A 20,947-nucleotide genomic window follows, 5' to 3' on the forward strand; every position below is an offset into this window, starting at 1 on the left:
CACGATACTTTTTAAAAGTCTCGTTTCGTTACGCAACTTTTACGGCGGCTATATGAACCTGGTATTTCGCAAGGCGACACACGATGATCTGAAGTCTCTGCTGGAATTGGAAAACCAGTGCTTTACCCATGACCGGCTCACGCCGCGCAGTTTCCAGTGGATGATCGGCCGAGCCCATGCCAGCCTGATCGTCGCGCAGGCCGAGGGCCAATTGATGGGCTACTGCCTGGTCTTGTTCCACCGCGGCACCTCGCTGGCGCGTCTGTACTCCATCGCCATCGCCACCCAGAGTCGTGGCCTGGGCTTGGGGAAACAGCTACTGGATCAGGCGGAAGAGTGCGCACGCGCGAACGACTGCGCCTACCTGCGACTGGAAGTCCGACCGGATAATCCGGTTGCCATCAGTCTTTATGAGCGCAATGGGTACCGGCGCTTCGCCGTGGTAAACGACTACTACGAAGACCATTTGCATGCACTGCGCTTGGAAAAGCGTGTTGTGCAGCATCGGGAAAACCGTGAGCTCCAAGTACCTTACTACCAACAGACCACTGAGTTTACCTGCGGCCCGGCTTGCCTCTTGATGGCCATGAAGGCATTGCAACCCGATCGTTTAATCGGACGTAGGGACGAACTGCAAATCTGGCGTGAAGCCACCACCGTGTTCATGACTTCAGGGCACGGTGGTTGCAGTCCCCAAGGGTTGGCACTGGCGGCCTGGCGTCGAGGGTTTCGAGTACGCCTGCAAGTGAGTATTGTAGGTCCGCTATTTCTCGACGGCGTGCGCGACGAACATAAAAAAGAAGTCATGCGCCTGGTACACGAAGCGTTCTGCAGCGAACTTGCGCAGAGTGATGTGGAGCAGGTGAGCAGCAACCAACTGGACCTGGCTCAGGCACTGAAGGAGGGCGGTCAACCCCTGGTGTTGATCAGCAGCTACCGACTGACGCGCTCAAAAGCCCCGCACTGGGTCATTGTCACTGATTACGACGAGGACTTCGTCTACCTGCATGATCCAGACATTGATCATAGTCAGCACCGTCAGGCACTTGACTGCCAGCATCTTCCCGTCAGCCACAAGGCATTCGACAAAATGTGTGTTTTCGGCGGCAATAAGCTACGCGCCTCCGTGACGATTTACCCTCGTCAATCCATGCCCAAGGTATGAAGCGATACCCAACGCCGGTGGCTCGGCTGATCGCGATCATCAGGGCGATCAGCCTGGCGGTTTGTTCACGGCTGAACTCGGTCTGGGCTATCAGTGGCTTCACTCCGTGACGCTGCTGCCTGCGGGTACGATGCACAGGTAGTTGTAACTCGCAGCCCTGGAGCATCCGCTACATTGAATGGAGTTGATTCTCCGCTATGTGTCTGTTCCAAGAGCCTGGTCATGCTGCAGCTTCGGTCTGCTCTACGATCTACCTGAGCACGCTTTCGAATATCTTGAGACAGTGGAGCAAGTGCCACCTCATCTCTCGCGAGGACCGGGGCTGGAAGGATGTTACAAACTTACTATTCCCCTTTCAGGTCGATGACGGCAGAAGCGACTATCCTTGCGGACACTGAATCTGAACTCTGTATCCATAAAAAAAGAGACGCCATGACACATTATGATCGCGCCATCGGCTCCCGACCCGGTATCACATGTGGTGATCGAACCTGTAAGGCCAGGTCCCGGTTGCTCAAGATAATTTCAATGACGGCTTTCTGTCTCTTCACGGCCACGCCCGGATACGGCCAGGATCTACCGGCAACGACGGACGCCACGGTTACGGTGACTCAAGCACAGGAAATGGTTGCCAAGGCCACTCTCGGCGCCGTTCCCTGGAGCGGCCCCGAATCCGGCCCGCGCGCCCAGCGCGGCAAGAGCATCGCCATTGTCGCAGAAGATATGCGCAATGGAGGCATTGTCGGCGTCGCCCAGGGCGCTCGTGAGGCCGCCAAGGCGATGGGCTGGACGCTGAGGGTCTTCGATGGCGCCGGATCCCCGGATGGGCGTGCAAAGGCCTTTGCCGATGCCCTGGCGGCGAACCCCGATGGCCTCATTCTGTGCGGTGCCGATGCCCTTGAAAACAAGGCGGCGCTGGCCGTCTTCGCTGACAAGGGCGTGCCAGTGGTGGGCTGGCACGCCGGGGAGCGGCCCGGGCCGATTGATGGGACGCCGATGGCCATGAACGTCACGACCGACCCGCTCGAAGTGGCTCGCATCACGGCCATGGCGGCAGTGGCGCAGTCGAACGGAAAGGCCGGGGTTGTCATCCTGACCGACTCCAGGTACAGCATCGCCATGGCGAAAGCCAAGGCCATGGAAAACGTGATTCGGGCCTGTCGGGAGTGCTCGTTGCTGGAGGTGCGCGATGTCGCGATCTCCGAAAGCCGCGAGAAAATGCCGGCGATCACCACGGAACTGCTCCAGCGCCATGGCAAGCGCTGGACCCATACGCTGGCCATCAACGATATCTATTTCGACTACGCGGTGGCCACCTTGGCCAGCGCCGCGATACCCCGCGATGGCATCAGCCTGTTGTCGGCCGGGGACGGTAGCGCTTCGGCGTTCCTGCGCATCCAGGAAAAAAACTACCAGACCGTCACCGTGGCCGAACCGCTCAACGTGCATGGCTGGCAGGTGATCGATGAATTGAACCGCTTGATGGCAGGCCAGCCGGTGAGCGGCTTCGTGGCACCGGTTCACTTGGTCAATGCCGCCAATATCACCTTGGACGGCGGGACAAAGCTCCTGTACGACCCCAGCAATGGTTATCGAGACATCTATCGATTCCAGTGGAATCCCTGAGCGCTGGACGTGGCTTCACGGCCAGGGAGCCTGGGTCTCCCAGGCCGCCAACGGTCTATCGAAAAATAATGGTGTCGACCTGTCGATTTCGACCATTGCCATTCGATTAGTCCGTAGAGCCGCCACACGGACGGCTTGATCCATCCATTCTCAGGAGAAAAAAGCATGCGATTTATGGTGATCGTCAAGGCCAGTCCAGAGTCGGAAGCCGGAGAAATGCCCAGCGAAGAACTGCTGGCCGCTATGGGCGCCTACAACGAAGAACTGGTCAAGGCCGGGGTGATGCTCGCCGGTGAAGGCCTGCATCCCAGTGCCGAGGGCGTGCGCGTGCAGTTTTCCGGCAAGAACCGGACTGTCGTCGACGGGCCCTTTGCTGAAACCAAGGAGCTGATCGCCGGTTTCTGGATTTTCAAGGTCCAGTCATTGCAGGAGGCCATCGACTGGGTCAAGCGCTGCCCGAACCCGATGGTCAGCGACAGTGAAATCGAGATCCGCCAGATCTTCGAGTTCGAGGAGTTCGGCGAGTCCTTTACCCCCGAATTGCGCGAGCAGGAAGAACGCTTGCGGGCGCAGATGTCCGGCCAATCGTGAAGCCGGATACAGGAGATCCCACCATGAGAATCATTCCTTACCTGACCTTCAACGGTAACTGCAAGCAAGCCTTCGCTTTGTATGAGGAGGTACTGGGCGGCGAGCTGTTTTCCATGTCTTTTGCCGAGACCCCCGAGGAGACCGGGATGCCCAAGGATCCCAATCTGATCATGCACACTTGCCTGACCGTCGGCGCTTTCAGCCTGATGGCCTCCGATTGCCCGCCAGGCCAGCCATATAGCAAACCACAAGGCGTTTCGGTGTCCCTCAATGTCGACAGCGCGGAGGAGGCCGAGCGGCTGTTCAATGGCTTGAGTGCGGGTGGCAGTGTGTTTATGCCCCTGGAGAAGACCTTTTGGGCGGAACGCTTTGCCATGTTCGAAGACCGTTTCGGGATTGCCTGGATGGTCAATTACGAGGGGGGAAAATAAGTCGAGCGCAGCCCATGGATGGACGACTCGGGTGAACCTTGCGCCAGTACTGCGTTCACTTATTGAAGTGCCGTTTTAAGTGGTCCTGTGGGAGCGAGCAAGCTCGCTCCCACATGGGGCCAGTCTGAATCTGACGGCTGCCCTCCAGTGCCGACAAGGACTTCGCATGCATCCGACCTCGTCCACATTCCCCTTGACCACCACCGTCGAACGCGAGCTCAGTCTGCGTGCGGTCAGCACGGGAATCGTCCTCGGTATCCTGCTGACACCTTCCAATGTCTACGCCGGGTTGAAGATCGGTTGGTCGTTCAATATGTCGATCATTGCCTTGCTGATCGGTTATGGCATCTGGCAAGGCCTGGCGAGTCGGTCGGTGGGGCGACTGCCCTGGACGCTGCACGAAAGCAACATCAACCAGACCGTGGCCTCTGCCGCTGCGTCGATCATTTCCGGTGGGCTGGTCGCGCCCATCCCGGCCTATACCTTGCTGACCGGCCAGCAGTTGGACGCCATTCCCATGGTGGCCTGGGTCTTTTCGGTGAGTTTCCTGGGGATTTGGATTGCCTGGTACCTGCGGCCCTCATTGCTCAATGACAAGGCGCTGAAATTTCCCGAGGGCATGGCGACCCTGGAAACCCTGCTGCATATCTATAACCACGGCCACGAAGCCGCGACGCGCTTGAAGGTGTTGCTCAGCGCCGCGTTGCTGTCCGGGTTGGTCAAGGCGGTCGACACCTTCATGTGGACCATCCCGCGCTGGTCTCCGAGCGCCCAACTGGAGCGCCTGACGTTTACCGCTGACCCTTCGCTGTTGTTAGTGGGGTTCGGCGGGATCATCGGTATACGCGTGGGCCTGACTTTGCTGCTCGGTGCCTTGCTGGCGTGGGGCGGGTTGGCGCCGTGGCTGCTGGCGCAAGGCTTGGTGCAGTTGCCGCACGGCAGCAGCGGCCCGCAGTTCGCGGCACTGGTGGAGTGGTTGCTCTGGCCGGGGGTGAGCCTGATGGTCTGTTCGACCCTGGCCTCGTTGGCGATTCGCTTGTGGGCATTGCACCGGTCCACCCTGGCGGGCGGTGGGGCGATCTGGACGATACCCAAGCCTGGGCCTGCCACCGGTTTTGTACTGTCGATCATCCTGGTGGTGAGCCTGCAAGTGCTGTTGTTCGGCATCAACCCATGGATGGCCTTGTTGACCATTCCCTTGGCGATCTGCCTGGCGGCGGTGGCCGCCCGAGTGGTCGGCGCCACGGGCATTCCGCCGATCGGGGCCATCGGCCAATTGTCCCAGTTGAGCTTCGGCATCGTCGCCCCGGGGCAGGTGCCGATCAACCTGATGAGCGCCAACACTGCCGGTGGTTCGGCAGGGCAGTGCACCGACTTGATGAATGACTTCAAGGTCGGCCGGGCGATCGGCGCCACGCCGCGCAAGCAACTGATCGCCCAGACCCTGGGGATTTTCGTCGGTAGCATCGTCGGGGTGTTGGCTTACCTGGCCCTGATCCCGGACCCGCAAACCATGCTGCTCACTGAAGAGTGGCCAGCCCCGGCAGTCGCCACCTGGAAGGCCGTGGCGCAAACCCTGACCCTGGGCCTGGATTCATTGTCAGCGAGCATTCGCTGGGCGATTTTCATCGGTGGCCTGGTCGGCTTGTTGTTGGGAGTCCTCGACAGCCTGCTGCCGGCGCATCGGGCCCGGTACCTGCCAAGCACGGCGGCCTTGGGCCTGGCCTTCGTCTTGCCGGCCTCGGTGTCCCTGATGATGGCCCTCGGTGCGCTGTTGACATGGCTGGTGAGCTGTCGCTGGCCGAGCCTTACGAAACGCTTTGCCATTACCGCGGCGGCGGGGTTGATTGCCGGGGAGAGCATTACTGGGGTGGGGGCGTCGTTGTGGCAGATGCTTGGGGATGGGTGAGATGGAGTAACTATCGACGGTTGGTCTCGTCAATGCGATGGGCGCGCTTCAGAGTGGTGTGTATATCCGTTTCTGCGGTAACGGCTGCTTAGGGTTCCGCCCTTACGGCGGGTCACTTTTGGAAGAGCGCCAAAAGTAACCAAAAGCGCTTTGCCCCACCACTTGGTGCCTCGCCTAGGCTCGGCATACCCTCACTCCGGCATTGCTCCGTGGGCCGCCGCGAAGGGCCATCCATGGCCCAGCGCGGCTATCCCGGCATCCATGCCGGGATGTCCACTGCGCAATGCCTGCGTTCGGCCAGCGTGGTTTAACGGGGCGTTGAGATCAAAGTCCAAAGCAAGAGCGAGAGCAAGAGCAGGACACATGCCAGCATCTAAGTGTCTGAGCCTCCGCTATCGCGAGCAAGCTCGCGATGAGGCCGGCATATTCAACATCACCGCAAACTGACCCAGCGCTATCGCGAGCAAGCTTTGCTCCCACAGATCTAACGGGTGTACGACCGGGAGAGCCAGGTCGGCTGTTAGGCCGCCTCGCGGTGGACGTTGATCTCGGCGCCCCGTTAACCACGCTGGCTGAACGCAGGCATGCCGAGCCTAGGCGAGGCACCAAGTGGTGGGGCAGGAGCGCTTTGGTTACTTTCGACTGGGCCGGCTTCCGGGCTTTTCGAAAGTGACTCGCCGTAAGGGCGAAACCCTAAGCAGCCGTTACCGCAGCAACGGATATACACACACACAAAACCACCCGTAAAACCGAACCCAAAAAAACGGCGCTTCCCATTTCTGAAAGAAGCGCCGTTTTTCCTAAGTGAACAGCATTACAGTCGTGCCGGGACGTTCAACCCCCCTCATGCAGTACGACCACCGAGCACTTCAGCCACCCAATCGGCAATGTACTGACCGGCATTGATACTGTTATCGAAACTCGAATGCTGCACGCCGCCCTCACGTTCGGTGAAGACTTTCAGCTCGCGCTTTGGACTGTTGACCAACTGTTCGTAGGTGCGGTGTGCCCACTTCAGTGGAATCTGCGAATCCTTTTCACCGTGAGTGACCAGGAAAGGCACCTTGATGCGATCGAGTATGCCGTCCAGGTGGACGTTCTCGGCGATGGCCATGAACTCATCGGTGTCTTTGGCGCCCCAGACCCAGGCCACATGCGACCAGTAATGGGGAACCGGGAAACTACCTTCCTTTTCCAGGCGACGCTTCTGCACATCACGCCAGTCATGGTTAGCACCCCACACCACGCCGCAAGCGAAGCGCGGCTCAAAGGCGACTGCGCGCGGGCAGTAATAGCCGCCCAGTGACACACCTTCCAGGCCAATGCGTTTGGCGTCGACATCGTCGCGGGTTTCCAGCCAGTCCACCACGCGGCTGGCCCAATGCTCACTGTCGAAACGCGCCGTCAGGTGATGCAGGCGCAGTGCTTCGCCTGTGCCGGGCTGGTCGATGATCAACGACGACACGCCCCGTTTGGCCAGCCAGGCGGGCAGGCCGACGCGGTATTTCATTTCTTTGGTGGAATCCAGTCCATTGACCTGCACCAGAATCGGCGCTGGGCCGCTGACGCCTTCGGCACGGACCAGCAGGCCGGAAATGTGTTTGCCTTCGTAAGGGATTTCAACGCGCTCGCAGTTCTCTCGTGCCAGTTCGATACCGCGTTGGAAGGTGTGCAAAAAGCGCTGGTACAGCTCCGTGCGGCCAGGAGCACCATGGGCCTGCAGGCGTTCGCAGCTCAGGTAGTAGGTCGCGGCGCGGTTGTATTTTTCACCGGCAGACAACATTCGACCCTTGCCTTCGTCTTCTTCAGCCAGGCCGCACAGCTTGTCGGCCATGTTCGCCCAGGTCTCACGGAAGGCCTTGCTACCGGCGGCGTCCGGTTGTTTGGCGGCCTCTTGCAACGGCGCGCACATCTCTTCGATTTCGCCGATGCGGGCGCCCATTTCAATGGCCAGGTCGACGGAAAGATTCCACACGTAGTTGGTCGGGAAGTAGCGGAACATGATTGTTATTGTCCTTGTGCGAGCAAAGGCAGGCGGTCAGGTCCGACGCGGGGATGGCCAGGCCTGACGGTTCGAAGCAGGCTAAGAGGAGGCCAATGGTTTGGCCAATCGCGAGTCGGGATGGGAGGTATTGCGAACGCTGATAGAGCGTATGGGCGCCATGGCCTAAGGGTTTTCTTCTCACCGTTCAAGCCGCAAATCCGGATACCTATCATCGTACTTTGCGATTGCTCATAACGCAGGATGCGATTGGTGTCGTCGAGGTACGACTCATTAGAGTTGCGGCTACACCGCGCTATTGGTCGGAGTCCCGGGCGCGCACAACAACAAGAATAAGGTATCGGCAGATGAGTGAGTCCAAACCCGGCACAGCGATCAGCCTGGTCGCCAAGGGCAGGCTGTTTTTCCACGACCGTGCGAGGAGTTTGACATGCCCGTACTGAGCCGTGTGTTTGGCAATCTATCGGTGGGGGCCAAGCTGTCGCTGGGTTTCGGTCTGGTGCTGCTGGTGACGTTGGCGGTGGCGGTCACTGCTTTTCGTTCCCTGGGAGTGTTGCAGCAGCGCGGTGAACAATCGCGTCAGGAGTCGTCGATCCAAGCACTGATCCTGCGCGCGCGTATCGCCGAGAAAGCATTCGCCCTGGACCTTGCTCCACAGCGCCTGGACCAGGTCCGCGAGGCGATCGGCACACTGAACCGGCAACTCGATGCTGAGCCCGCCAATAGTGCAGTACGCATGGCCGCTAGCACGTATCTGGAGCAGTTTCTCGGCTATGCCGATTCGTTGCGTCGAGCCCGGGAAGCGCGCCTGCGCATGCAGGCACTGGCGCAGACGGCTGGCGACAGTTTTACCCTGCTGTTTCTCGATCAACTGGATGCGCTCAACGCCCGGTTGGGGCAGGGGACACCGCCGGACAGCGATCAGATGGTGCGACTTGAGCAGACGGCCGCGTTGCGGGACAAACTCGCCAAACTGCGTGACAGCGAGCTGTACTACTCGCTCGATGGCGAGGAGCGTTACCGCAGCGACTGGGAAATGAGCATGAGTGATCTGCTGGCCGCCATGCAGGCGCTTGATCTTGGCGAGCAGCAAGGCGAGTCGCTGCAGGAGGCGAACACGGCCTTGGGTGACTACCGCAAGGCCTTCGTCGAGTTCGTCGACAGCCGTGGGCAAAGTGCACAAAGCAGTGCGGCGATGAACGCGCAGACCGAGCAGGTAAGCAAGCTGCTGGCCCAGGCCGATGAGCAGCAAAGGCATGCGGTCCTGGACGATAATCGCAATGCCGATCGCCAATTGGGTTTGATCACTGTTCTGGCACTCGCCTTGGGTATTGGCGCCAGCCTGCTGATCCGTCAGTTGATTGTGCAACCGTTGCGCCAGGCTGTGCAGTTGGTCCTGCGCGTGGCGGCGGGGGACCTGAGTGATCCGCCGTCAGACAGTGGTCGTCGTGATGAATTGGGTCAATTGTTGGGCACCGTGGGCAACATGCTGGGCAGTCTGCGGGGATTGGTCGGGCGTATCGACCGAGGTGTCGGCTCGCTTAACGGCATGGCCGGCAGCTTGGCCGAAGTGACCTTGAGCAACAGCCGTGGTGTCGAACATCAACGCCAGGAAACCGAACTGGCCGCCACCGCCATGCAACAGATGGCCACCACGGCGCAGGAGGTCGCCCGCAACGCGGGTGAGGCCAGCGAAGCGGTGGCGCATGCCGACCAACAAGCGCGTGAGGGCGATGAACTGGTGCGCCAGGCGGGTGGCAAGATCGACCACCTGGCTGTGGAAATGAGAGGTTGTGCCGAGGCCATGCGGTCCTTGCTGGTGGAGAGCGCGGCGATTGGTGGTGTGCTCGATGTCATCAAGGCGGTGGCCGAGCAGACCAACCTGCTGGCGCTCAACGCCGCCATCGAGGCCGCGCGGGCGGGTGAGCATGGTCGTGGCTTCGCTGTGGTCGCCGATGAAGTGCGTGGCCTGGCACGACGCACACAGCGCTCGACCACGGAAATCGAAGGGTTGATCGTTCGTCTGAGCAGTGTTGCCCAACAAGCCGCCGAGCGCTTGCAAGGCAGCCATGTGCTGAGCGATGAAACGGTGGTGCTTGCCGCACAAGCCTCCCAGGCACTGGCGCGGATTACCCGGGCGGTGTCCCGCATCGAGCAGATGAACCAGCAGATTGCCGCGGCGGCCGAGCAGCAGAGTGTGGTGGCCGAGCAAGTCAGCCAGAGCATGACACGGGTGCGCGAAGTGGCCGAGGGCAGTGCCAGGGAAAGCCTGCAACTGCAAGTCTCGACGGCCGACTTGCAACAGGTTGGCGGCGAGCTCAAGGCGGCTGTCGGGCACTTTCGTACCTGACCTCGCCTGCTAGTAATGGCCGCTACTACTGCTCCAGCTCGTTGATGATCTGACTGATTTTCGCCCGCAGCCAACGGTGCATCGGATCCCCCTCCATGGTCCGGTGCCAGAGCATGAACTCACGCATCACCGGGATTTTCACCGGTGGTTGCAGGATGCGCAGCGGCAGGTAGTTGGCGTAGAGCCTGGCCATGCGCTGGAGCATGGTGGCGACGCGTTGGGTGCCGACGATCAACTGCGGCAAGGTGTTGAAGTCGTGGGTCACCACTTCCATGCGACGCGTGAAACCGTACTGGCTCATCAGCCATTCTTCGACGCTCAGTTGCCGGTTGCGGCCAAAAATCACCGAGACATGGCCCATCTCGATGTACTGATCGAGGGTGATGCTGTCGCCCACTTGGGTGTTGCCGTCCCACACCACGCATACATGCTCTTCTTCGAACAGCAACTGCGATGGGTGGCCTTCGATGAGATAGCGCTCAGGCACGATCATCATGTCGGCCTCGCCGCGCATCAGCAGCTCGGTGGACGTGTCGCCGGGGCCAAGCAGTTCGAAGGTGATATGCGGGGCCTCCAGGGAGATCTTCTGGATCACCCGGGCAAACAGGACGCTGATCAGATAGTCCGAAGTGATCAGGCGAAAATGGCGCTTGCTGGTGGCGGGGTCGAACACCGGTTTGGCGGTGATCGAGGACTGGATCGTCAGCAGTACCTGGCGCACGGGCGCCGCCAGTTCACGGGCATAGGGCGTGGGCTGCATCTTGCGCCCGACCTGCGCCAGCAGTTCATCTTCGAAGTAGAGGCGCAGCCTGCCCAGTACGCCGCTGGTGGCGGATTGGGTCATGTGCAGGCGTTCGGCGGCGCGGGTGATGTTCTGCTCTTCCAGTAACACATCAAGCGCCACCAGGAGATTGAGATCCAAGTGGTTAAAACGCATGGCGGTCTCGATTCTTGTATTTATTTTGTAAATACCTTCCGACCTTCCTATCGCGGCGTCAAGTCCCATGAGTGGGCGAGTCGAGCGATGCCTGTTCGATTTTTCACAGCACTTGGCGCTGTGCAGCCAGGTATCGCATTTGCCGATAGGTCGCATCCCGACAAGCGATTAGTCAGTGCGTTTTTGCCCCTTCAGTATCGGCCCACAGTCGGTTGGCCGTGAGGCTTTATCGACTCCAAGACCAGCCTCGGCAGCGCTCCGCCTGGCACGGCTCCCGTAAGCGGGGTGCTGGCCTGCGCTGAATAATTACAATGGAGTGGTAACTCAATGAACATCATTGGCCTTGATGCCTTGATTTTTGGCGTCGACGACATTCAAGCCTGTACTCATTGCCTGCGTGACTACGGTCTGCTGCCTGTCGATGTCGACAGCGAGGGCGGTCGTTTTGAAGCCCTCGACGGCACTGCCGTGATTATCCGTCGTGCGGACGATGCCAGTCTGCCGGCGGCCATAGGGCCTGCGCCTTCGATTCGTGAAACCGTTTATGGCGTGGCCAGCGCAACTGATCTTGAGGCCATCGCCGATGAACTGGGGCGCGATCGCCTGGTGACCCGCGGTGCCGATGGTTCCGTGCACAGTGTGGACGACATGGGCTTTGCCATTGGTTTCCAGATCAATGTGCGGCGTGCGTACAGCGCGCCGGCGGACCTGACCAATGCGCCGGGCCATGCCCCCCAGCGCCCGGTCAACCAACCGGGCATCAGCCCCGATATGCAGGCCCTGCCGCGGACCCTGTCCCACGTGGTGTATTTCGTGCCGGATGCGGCCAAGGCCGAGGCCTTTTACAAACGCCTGGGCTTCGTGACCACCGACACCTTTGTTGGCGCGGGTCCGTTCATGCGTCCCGCCGGTTCCGATGACCATCACTGTTTGTTCATGATCCAGACGCCACCGCATATGAAGGGGTGCGAGCACTTCACCTTTCACATGGGCAGCGGCACGGAAGTGCTGTTGGCCGGGCGTCGCTTCGAGCAGCACGGCTGGACCAGCTTCTGGGGACCGGGCCGTCACCTCTTTGGCTCCAATTGGTTCTGGTATTTCAACAGCCCGCTGGGCTGCCACATCGAATACGACGCAGACATGGACAAGCACGATGACGCCTGGCAAGCGCGGCAGGCGCCATTGTCGGCGGATAACTCGCAATTGTTCCTGTTCACTTCCCGGGAAAAATGGTTCCCCAGCGGCCCGCCGCCCAAGCAGGCCTGAGTGCGGATGTCGTCCATGAGTCACGACGCCATTCTTCTTTGTCACCTGGATGACGTGGTCGAAGGGCAGGCCCGCGGGTTCGATCCCCTGGGCACGGGGAAGGACAGCGTGTTCGCCCTGCGCCATGGCGGCGAGGTGCGGGTCTATCGCAACAGTTGCCCGCACCTGGCGGTGCGGCTGGAGTACCGCAAGGACCGTTTTCTCAGCGCCGATGGTAGCCAGATTGTCTGTTACGCCCACGGTGCCCGGTTCCTTCCGGACAGTGGCCTGTGCGTCTACGGACCGTGCCTGGGGGAGCGCCTGAGTGCTCTGCAATGGCATACGGAGGCCGATTGGCTGGTGCTCGAAGCGGGTCAGTTGGACGCGTGTGGACCTTAGTTAACGTATCGCGGTTGCTGATACATCGTATCCCTACATGCGATTAGTCAAACGCCTGCTTTGCCGAGAAAGTGAACACAACGCGGTAGCGAATGCGTGCAGAAGTAGCCGTTAGTGAAGCCTGGGATCGCTCCGACAGAACACTAGCGTGAATAACAAGAATAAGAGTGAGACAAGCATGAACTCAGTGAAAAAAGTGCTTATTGTCGGTGGCGGTATCGGTGGTCTATGCGCCGCAATCGCTTTGCGTCGCAAGGACATTGAAGTCGATCTTGTCGAGCTCAAGACGCAATGGACAGTCTACGGCGTTGGCATCATCCAGCAGAGTAACGTCGTGCGCGAGATGGCCAAGTTGGGTGTGTTGGACGGCTACCTCGACGCCGCCTACGCGTTCGAGGATGTGACCATCAATACCACGGCCGGTGAACAGCTGGCGCGAATACCCGGTCAGCGCCTGGCGGGTCCCGAGTATCCAGCCAACGTCGGCATCTCGCGCCTGGCCCTGCATCAAGTCCTCAGCGAAACCACCATTGCCTTGGGCGCTTCGATTCGCCTGGGCTTGAGCGTCGAGACGCTGGAGCAGGTGGGCGAGGGCGTTGATGTGCTGTTCACCGGTGGCAGTCGGGGTCGTTACGACCTGGTCGTGGGCGCCGATGGCCTGTACTCAACAATGCGCGGCTTGCTGTTCGGCGAGCAGTACCCACCGCGCTTCACCGGCCAAGCGGTGTGGCGCTACAACTTCCCGCGCGCCGCTGGAATCGATCATCTGGCCACCTTCCAGGGACCTGCCGGTAATGCCGGGCTGGTGCCGCTGGGTTGCGACCAGATGTACCTGTTCGTGACCTCCCACGAGCCCGCCAACCCGAGGATGGATACCGCCACGCTGGCGACCCAGATGCGCCAGCGCCTGAGCGGTTTCACCGGGCTGATCGGCGAACTGCGCGAGCAGATCAGCGACAGCGAACGGGTGGTCTACAAGCCGCTGGAGGTGGTGTTCGTCAGTGAGCCTTGGTACCGCGGCCGTGTCGTGTTGATTGGCGACGCGGTACACGCCACGACGCCGCATCTGGGCCAGGGCGCCGGCATGGCCATTGAAGATGCCGTCGTGCTAGGCGAAGAGCTGGTCGCCGGCGGCAGCGTCGAACAGCAGCTCGAACGCTTTATGGCGCGCCGTTATGAACGCTGCAAATTCATCAGCGAAAGCTCGGTGCTGGCCGGTGACAAGGAAATGGCCCACGACAGCAGCTTCGACCGGATCGGCCTGGTCAGGCGAATGCTCGAGGTCACGGCACAGCCTATCTGAGGCGCCGGCAAAACCGAATTCGCTCTCCCATGGATGCTTCATGCCTGTGCAGGCTGGGCCCGGCTCGACTGCGGGCGCCGTTTCACCAGAAGAGCTGACATACAACAACAATAAAGAGGGTTACTTCGATGGCTACTCGCAAGATCGCTGCGTCGCGGCGCGTCCCCTTCACCCTGACCCTTGCGGCCAGTCTGGGGCTTGGCGCTTCGGCTGCCCAGGCCTTTCAGATCGATACCGGCAACCCCGATCTCAGCTTGCGCTGGGACAACACGCTGAAGTACAGCGCGGCCTGGCGCCTGAAGGACCCCAGCAGCAAGCTCAGCGAAGGGCAGACGGCGTTGAACCAGAATGACGGCGATCACAACTTCGGCAAGGGGCTGATCTCCAATCGCCTGGATATTCTTTCCGAACTGGACATCGGTTATCACAACTTCGGTGCCCGCCTGAGCGGTGCTGCCTGGTATGACACGGTCTACCAGGACCGCAACGACAATAATGATGCGGCCAGTGCCAACCAACGTTCGGTGGGTTTCGACGAATTCACCAGCGACACCCGTCATCTGCATGGCGGTGACGGCGAACTGCTCGATGCCTTCGTCTACTGGAACGGTGAGCTGGCCGACCGTGCCTTGTCGGTTCGCGCGGGGCGCCACGGCCTGATCTGGGGTGAAAGCCTGTTCTTCGGCGGCAACGGCATTGCCGGGGCCATGGCGCCGGTGGACGTGGTCAAGGCGCAATCGGTACCCAATACCCAGTTCAAGGAAATCACCCGGCCGGTCAATCAGCTCTCGACCGCCTACCAACTGACCGACGATGTGTCATTGGGCGCCTTTTACCAGTTGGAGTGGGAGGCCACCCGCTTGCCGGGCGCCGGCAGCTATTTCTCCACCAGCGATACCATCGGTGAAGGCAATGAACGGCTGATCACTGGCGGGCCATTCCCGGATTTCCTTGGCGGTAATGCCAACAGCCCGGCCGCGTTTTTCCATGGCAAGGACAAGAAAGCCAGGAGCTCCGGCCAGGGCGGCCTGCAGCTCAAGTACAACACTGGGACGACGGATTACGGCCTGTACGCGCTGCAGTATCACGAGAAAACGCCCACGTTGTACTTGAAGCCGAATGCTACCGGGCCGAACTTCAGTACCGGGCAAGTCGGCGAATATTCCTGGGTCTACCCGGAGGATATCCGTGTCCTTGGCGCCAGTTTCGCCACCTCCGTGGATGAGTACAGCTTTGCCGGCGAGGCGTCCATGCGCTGGAACATGCCGTTGGTGTCCAACGCCCAGACCGTCCTGCCGGGCGTCGAGGCGGACAACAATGATGACGCCTTGTACGCCGTCGGCCGGACGGCCCACGTCAACCTCAATGTCCTGGCATCGCTGGGCCCTTCCTTCGTCGCCAATGAGGCCAGCCTGGTCGGGGAGATCGCCTGGAACCGCTTGCTGGCCGTGACCAAGAATCGCGCCGCCCTCGATCCTAACGCCACCGATGACGGCCTGGGCTTGAAGCTGGTGTACACGCCCACCTATCGCCAGTTTTTCCCTGGTGTCGATATCAGCGTGCCGGTGGGTATCAGCTACTTCCCCATGGGCAAGTCGGCGGTGATCAGCGGGTTCGGCCCCGATAGAGGAGGGGACATGAACATCGGCGTCTCCGCCACCTACCTGGACCAAGTGACCGTGGGGCTGACCTACACCCACTTCTACGGTCCCGAGGACACCAGCCTCAACGCCGCCAATCAGTTCAATTACAAGCAGTCGTTGAAGGACCGGGACTACCTGGCTTTCTCCGTCAAGACCACGTTCTAAGAGGATTTGCGCATGACCATTCAGTTCACTCTAAAGGCCTTGTGCTTAACCCTGCTGGCCGCCACCGCGCCGATGACCCTGGCCGCCAGCGCTGAACAAGCGGCCGCGCTGGGCAAGACCCTGACACCCTTCGGTGCCGAGAAGGCGGGTAATGCCGACGGCAGCATTCCGGCCTGGGACGGTGGCTACACCAAGGTCGATCCAGGCTATGTTCCGGGCGGCAAACGTGGCGATCCGTTTGCCGCGGACAAACCCTTGTACAGCATCACCGCCCAGAACCTGGCCAAGTACGCCGACAAGCTCAGCGACGGCACCAAGGAGCTGTTCAAGCGTTTCCCGGACACCTATCGCATCGATGTCTATCCGACCCGGCGCACAGCCGCCGCGCCGCAGTGGGTCTATGGCAACACGCTCAAGAACGCGACCCGCGCCAAACTGGTCGACAGCAGCGCCGGCCTGATCCCCGACGGGGCCTATGGCGGGATCCCGTTTCCGATTCCACAGAACGGTACCGAAGCCATCTGGAACCACCTGCTGAACTGGCGCGGCACCTCGGTGGCGGCGCATTTTCGCCACTATTTGATGACGGCCGACGGCAACCAGGTGATGACCAGCGACGGCCTGTTGACCCAGGAGATGCCCTACTACTTCGAGGAAGGCGGCCCTGAAAACTACTCGGGCGACTACTGGCAGGTGCACTTTGTCAATTCCGGCCCGGCGATTCGTGCCGGCGAACAGATCCTGGGGCGTGAGAACATCAACGGCGAAAAATCCCAGGCCCATGTCTATCTGGCCGGTCAGCGCCGGGTGCGCACGTTGCCCAACGCCTGCTGCGATACACCGACGCCGTCCACCGCCGGGGTCATGTCCTTCGACGAACTGTTCGTGTGGCAGGGCCGTACGGACCGGTTCGACTGGAAACTGGTGGGCAAGCAGGAAATGTACGTTCCCTACAACACCAACAAGGTGCAGACCGCTGCCCAGCCGCAAGACCTGTTCGCCAAGCACCATCTGAACCCTGACTACGTGCGTTGGGAGTTGCACCGCGTCTGGGTAGTCGAGTCGACATTGGCCGCCGGTAAGCGTCACCAGTTGCCCAAAGGCCGTTACTACCTCGACGAAGACACCTGGCAAGCCCTGCTCGGCGACCGTTGGGACGCCAGCGGTCAACTGGCCAAGACCCTCTGGTCCCTGCCTTCCGTATTGCCCGACCTGCCAGGCCTGGTGCAACTGTCTGCCGGTTTTTATGACCTGACTTCGGGGGCGTGGTTTATCCAGAACGTCTACGCCGGATTGCCGGATCAGTATCACGCGGTCGATCGCTACAAGGCCTCGGAGTTCTCGCCAGCGGCGATGGCCGGTCGCGGCGTGCGTTGAGTCTGAGCTGAGCGTGAAGGGCAGGCCTGTCGGTCTGCCCTTGGGGTGCGAGTGTTTTTCCGAGGTTAGGTTATGAACAGAATCAGTCAGGCGAGCGCTGTGCTCTTGGCCCTGTATTTGCCCTTCGCCACGAGCGAGTGCCTGGCAGGACCGACTACCGTGGGCGCACCGTTGAGCACCCCGGCCATGCCGGTGCCGGCGGCGCAGAAGAGCGTATTGATCGATCTGGCGCGGGCCGGCACACGTCTGGTGGCGGTGGGCGAGCGCGGCATGGTGCTGCTCTCCGACGACAATGGACAAAGCTGGCGCCAGGCCTCGGTACCGGTTTCGGTCAGCTTGACGGCGGTGCAGTTTGTCGATGCACAAAAGGGTTGGGCAGTGGGTCACGCTGGCGTGGTATTGGCCACGCGTGATGGCGGTGAGCACTGGACGCTGCAACTCGACGGCGCGCGTGCGGCACAGCTTGAACTGGATGCAGCCAAGGCTGACCAAGCCACGGCAGCCAACCCGGATGACGCATTGGTACGTGTACAAAATGCCGAGCGTCTCGTTGCCGATGGCGCTGACAAACCCTTCCTGGCACTCGAATTCATCGACGCCCAACACGGGCTGATCGTCGGTGCCTACGGCCTGGCGCTGTGGACCGCGGACGGCGGCGCCACGTGGCAGTCGCTGATGGGGCACATCGCCAACCCGAACGGGATGCACTTGTACGCCATCAGTCATCAGGGACCGCGCTGGTTCCTGGCTGGCGAGCAGGGTTACCTGGCGCGCTCGGATGACGACGCGGTGTCGTTCAGTCAGTTGGAAAGTCCCTATGAAGGCAGTTTCTTCACCTTGCAGAGCCGCGCCGATGGCGCCCTGTTGGTGGGTGGCCTGAGGGGCAATGCCTTCATATCCAATGACGGTGGCGCAAGCTTCCAGCACCTGTCTGTCCCTATGCCGATTTCTTTCAACGACGCCACCCGCCTGGCCGGCGGCCAAGTGCTGCTGGTCAACCAGGGCGGCGCGCTGTTTCTCAGCGCTGAGCAGACCGGGGCGGCGCTGCAGCCACTGGGCAAGCCCTTGGGCAAACCTGTTTCAAGTGTGATCGAGGCCGCCGATGGCAGCTTGATCGTTGCCGGTTTCACCGGGCTGCAGCGTCTTGCGCAGCCATCCACTGCCGCTTCGGAGTGAGGTTATGACGTCCCCTGGTAATTTTTCCCAGTCCCCCGCGAATGCGTTCGAAGACTTTGATCCGCGTTCCGGTTCGGTGCTCGAGCGAGCCCTGTTCAACCATCGCCTGTGGGTGTTGCTGCTGTGCCTGGCGACCACGCTGGTGCTGGGTTGGCAGTCCAGTCGTGTCGAGCTCAACGCCAGTTTCGAAAAAATGATTCCCACCCATCAGCCCTATATCGCTAACTACCTTGAGCACCAGAAGGAACTGAGCGGGCTGGGTAACTCGGTGCGCATCGCGGTGGTCAACAAGCGGGGCGACATCTACGACAGCGCCTACCTCAAGACGCTGCAGGCATTGAGCGACAAGATCTATCTGCTGCCCGGTGTCGACCGCGCGTACATGAAGTCGCTCTGGACACCGGCCACGCGCTGGGTGGCGGTGACCGAAGCGGGCCTGGACGGTGGGCCGGTCATTCCGGATAACTATGATGGCGGCGCCGCGAGCCTGGCGGCATTGCGGCGCAATGTGCAACTGTCCAACGAAATCGGCCAGTTGGTGGCGTTCGACCAGGCCTCGAGCATCATCCAGGTACCGCTGCTGCAGCGCACCCCCGATGGCCAGCCGTTGGACTACACCCGGCTGTCGCAACAACTGGAATCGCTGCGCAGCCAGTACCAGAGCGACAGCATCGACATTCGTATCACCGGTTTCGCCAAGAAAGTCGGTGACCTGATCGCCGGCCTGCGGCAGATCCTGGTGTTCTTTGCCGTGGCGATCCTGATCACCGCCGTGGTGCTCTACTGGTACACCCGCTGCATCCGCAGCACCTTGCTGGTGGTGTTCTGCTCGCTGGTGGCGGTGGTCTGGCAGCTCGGCCTACTGCCGCTGTTGGGCTATCAGCTGGACCCCTATTCGGTGCTGGTGCCGTTCCTGGTGTTTGCCATTGGCATGAGCCATGGCGCCCAGAAGATGAACGGCATCATGCAGGACATCGGGCGCGGCATGCACCGGGTGGTCGCCGCGCGCTTCACCTTCCGCCGTCTGTTTCTCGCCGGTCTCACCGCGCTGCTGTGTGATGCGGTCGGCTTTGCGGTGCTGATGATCATCAAGATCCAGGTGATCCAGGACCTGGCGATGATCGCCAGTATCGGTGTAGCGGTGTTGATCTTCACCAATTTGATCCTGCTGCCGGTTTTGCTCTCCTATGTGGGCGTCAGCCGCCGCGCCGCGCGACTGAGCCTGAAAAGCGAGCACGCTGAACAGGCCGGTCAGAGTCGCCACGGGTTCTGGCGCTTTCTCGACCTGTTCACCCAGCGGCGCTGGGCGGCGTTGTGCATCGCCCTGAGCCTGGCGCTGGCGACGCTCGGTTTCATCGTCAGCCTGCAATTGAAGGTTGGGGATCTGGACGCTGGCGCGCCCGAGCTGCGGGCCGACTCGCGCTACAACCAGGATGACGCGTTCCTGACCCGTCATTACGGCGCCAGCAGCGATCTGTTCGCGGTCATGATCAAGACGCCAGCCAGCGCCTGTTCGCGCTACGACATCCTGCGCAAGGTCGATGCCCTCGACTGGCAGTTGCGCACCTTGCCAGGGGTTGATTCGACCAATTCGCTGGCGCTGCTGAACCGCCGGATGCTGGTGGGCCTCAGCGAAGGCAGCCCGAAGTGGTATGAGCTGCAGAACAACCAGGCGATGCTCAACATGGTCACCGCCGGGGCGCCGCGCGGGCTGTACAACGAAGACTGCAGCCTGCTGACGCTGTACGTCTACCTCTCCGACCACAAGGCGCAAACCCTCACCCGCCTGGTGGAGCACGTCGAACAATTCGCCGCGGCGAACAATACCGACGAGGTCCAGTTCCTCCTGGCCGCTGGCAATGCCGGGATCGAGGCGGCGACCAACATTGTCGTCAAGCAGGCTAACCGCGAAATGCTGTTCTGGGTCTATGGCGCCGTGATCCTGCTGTGCCTGATCACGTTCCGTTCCTGGCGCGCCACGATTTGTGCGGTGATTCCGCTGATGCTCACGTCGATCCTCTGTGAGGCGCTGATGGTCTGGCTGAACATCGGCGTCAAGGTCGCGACCCTGCCGGTGATCGCCCTCGGCGTGGGCATCGGCGTCGACTACGCGCTGTATGTGATGAGCATCCTGCTCGGTCATATGCGCCAGGGCACCAGCCTGTCGCAGGCGTATTACCGGGCACTGCTGTCCACCGGCAAGGTGGTGATGCTGACCGGTGTGACCCTGGCGATCGGCGTGGCCACCTGGATGTTTTCGCCAATCAAGTTCCAGGCTGACATGGGCGTGCTGCTGGCCTTCATGTTCGTCTGGAACATGGTCGGTGCGCTGGTTCTGTTGCCGGCCCTGGCTCACTTCCTGTTGCCGAGCAAACGTGTCAGCACGGGGCAGGCCGAGGCCGGCCCCAACCACTCGACGAGCCTGCCGCTGATGCCGGCCGTAGCCGAGGAGGGGGTCTGCGTGAAGCACTCGCTGCGCCTGACTTCGGGACACGATCAAACGACAACAGCCGCCAATCCCGTCGCGTCATAACAACAAGAAAGGACTTTCCCATGCCTCGTGTGTCGCTGTTCCAGCAGTCTTTATGGCTTGACCTTATCGCCGGCCTGAGTGCCTTCGGCATGGCG

General features: G+C 61.0%; 15 protein-coding genes and 1 pseudogene. 14 read left to right on the forward strand and 2 right to left on the reverse strand.

Features of this window, described 5'->3' with window-relative positions; translation table 11 throughout:
• Positions 1–52: 52 nt before the first annotated feature.
• From CFII68_RS25380 to CFII68_RS25360, 5 genes are all read left to right on the forward strand, one after another.
• Positions 53–1,165, forward strand: coding sequence for a GNAT family N-acetyltransferase/peptidase C39 family protein (locus CFII68_RS25380; RefSeq protein WP_018600346.1), 1,113 nt, complete (start codon positions 53–55; stop codon positions 1,163–1,165).
• Positions 1,166–1,771: 606 nt separating this feature from the next.
• On the forward strand, positions 1,772–2,791 hold the full coding sequence (locus CFII68_RS25375; RefSeq protein ID WP_024618072.1) for a substrate-binding domain-containing protein: 1,020 nt from the start codon (positions 1,772–1,774) through the stop codon (positions 2,789–2,791).
• 165 nt (positions 2,792–2,956) lie between these two features.
• Positions 2,957–3,382 (forward strand): YciI family protein, encoded by a 426-nt coding sequence (locus tag CFII68_RS25370; RefSeq protein WP_018600350.1) that lies wholly within the window; start codon positions 2,957–2,959, stop codon positions 3,380–3,382.
• 23 nt (positions 3,383–3,405) lie between these two features.
• Entirely contained in the window at positions 3,406–3,813 is a 408-nt protein-coding gene (locus CFII68_RS25365) for a VOC family protein (protein ID WP_018600352.1), read from the forward strand.
• A 166-nt stretch (positions 3,814–3,979) separates the two neighbouring features.
• Entirely contained in the window at positions 3,980–5,722 is a 1,743-nt protein-coding gene (locus tag CFII68_RS25360) for an OPT family oligopeptide transporter (protein WP_018600354.1), read from the forward strand.
• An 844-nt stretch (positions 5,723–6,566) separates the two neighbouring features.
• On the opposite strand, the gene CFII68_RS25355 is transcribed toward CFII68_RS25360, so the two are convergent.
• Positions 6,567–7,724 (reverse strand): S9 family peptidase, encoded by a 1,158-nt coding sequence (locus tag CFII68_RS25355; protein WP_018600356.1) that lies wholly within the window; start codon positions 7,722–7,724, stop codon positions 6,567–6,569.
• A gap of 1,195 nt (positions 7,725–8,919) precedes the next feature.
• On the opposite strand from CFII68_RS25355, the pseudogene CFII68_RS28095 reads away from it, so the two are divergent.
• Positions 8,920–9,216, forward strand: a pseudogene (locus CFII68_RS28095) (HAMP domain-containing protein); the annotation flags it as partial.
• Positions 9,217–9,273: 57 nt separating this feature from the next.
• Positions 9,274–10,074, forward strand: coding sequence for a methyl-accepting chemotaxis protein (locus CFII68_RS28100; RefSeq protein WP_371103351.1), 801 nt, complete (start codon positions 9,274–9,276; stop codon positions 10,072–10,074).
• 25 nt (positions 10,075–10,099) lie between these two features.
• Here CFII68_RS28100 and CFII68_RS25345 read toward each other — a convergent pair whose 3' ends face one another.
• The gene (locus tag CFII68_RS25345) at positions 10,100–11,011 is read right to left on the reverse strand and encodes a LysR family transcriptional regulator (protein WP_018600359.1); all 912 of its coding nucleotides are present in this window, start codon (positions 11,009–11,011) and stop codon (positions 10,100–10,102) included.
• Positions 11,012–11,338: 327 nt separating this feature from the next.
• Here CFII68_RS25345 and CFII68_RS25340 point away from each other — a divergent pair, with 327 nt between their 5' ends.
• The 7 genes from CFII68_RS25340 to CFII68_RS25310 all read left to right on the forward strand — a co-directional run bounded on the left by CFII68_RS25340 (position 11,339) and on the right by CFII68_RS25310 (position 20,852).
• Positions 11,339–12,277, forward strand: a complete 939-nt coding sequence (locus CFII68_RS25340) for a VOC family protein (protein WP_018600362.1) — start codon at positions 11,339–11,341, stop codon at positions 12,275–12,277.
• Positions 12,278–12,292: 15 nt separating this feature from the next.
• Positions 12,293–12,655 carry a Rieske 2Fe-2S domain-containing protein gene (locus CFII68_RS25335; RefSeq protein WP_018600363.1) on the forward strand — a complete coding sequence of 121 codons (363 nt, stop codon included), beginning with the start codon at positions 12,293–12,295 and terminating at the stop codon, positions 12,653–12,655.
• Positions 12,656–12,833: 178 nt separating this feature from the next.
• On the forward strand, positions 12,834–13,958 hold the full coding sequence (locus CFII68_RS25330; protein ID WP_018600365.1) for an FAD-dependent oxidoreductase: 1,125 nt from the start codon (positions 12,834–12,836) through the stop codon (positions 13,956–13,958).
• 128 nt (positions 13,959–14,086) lie between these two features.
• A complete protein-coding gene (locus CFII68_RS25325) occupies positions 14,087–15,766 on the forward strand; it encodes a DUF1302 domain-containing protein (protein ID WP_018600367.1) in 1,680 nt (559 codons plus the stop codon).
• Positions 15,767–15,778: 12 nt separating this feature from the next.
• Positions 15,779–17,143, forward strand: a complete 1,365-nt coding sequence (locus CFII68_RS25320; RefSeq protein ID WP_018600369.1) for a DUF1329 domain-containing protein — start codon at positions 15,779–15,781, stop codon at positions 17,141–17,143.
• Positions 17,144–17,215: 72 nt separating this feature from the next.
• Positions 17,216–18,319: a YCF48-related protein gene (locus tag CFII68_RS25315; RefSeq protein WP_018600371.1), complete on the forward strand. Its 1,104-nt coding sequence runs from the start codon at positions 17,216–17,218 to the stop codon at positions 18,317–18,319.
• Between the two features lie 4 nt (positions 18,320–18,323).
• Positions 18,324–20,852, forward strand: a complete 2,529-nt coding sequence (locus CFII68_RS25310; RefSeq protein ID WP_018600373.1) for an RND family transporter — start codon at positions 18,324–18,326, stop codon at positions 20,850–20,852.
• The last annotated feature ends 95 nt before the right edge of the window (positions 20,853–20,947 follow it).

Origin of the sequence: Pseudomonas sp. CFII68 (assembly GCF_000416195.1) — a bacterium.
In the GTDB taxonomy this organism is placed as follows: domain Bacteria; phylum Pseudomonadota; class Gammaproteobacteria; order Pseudomonadales; family Pseudomonadaceae; genus Aquipseudomonas; species Aquipseudomonas kilonensis.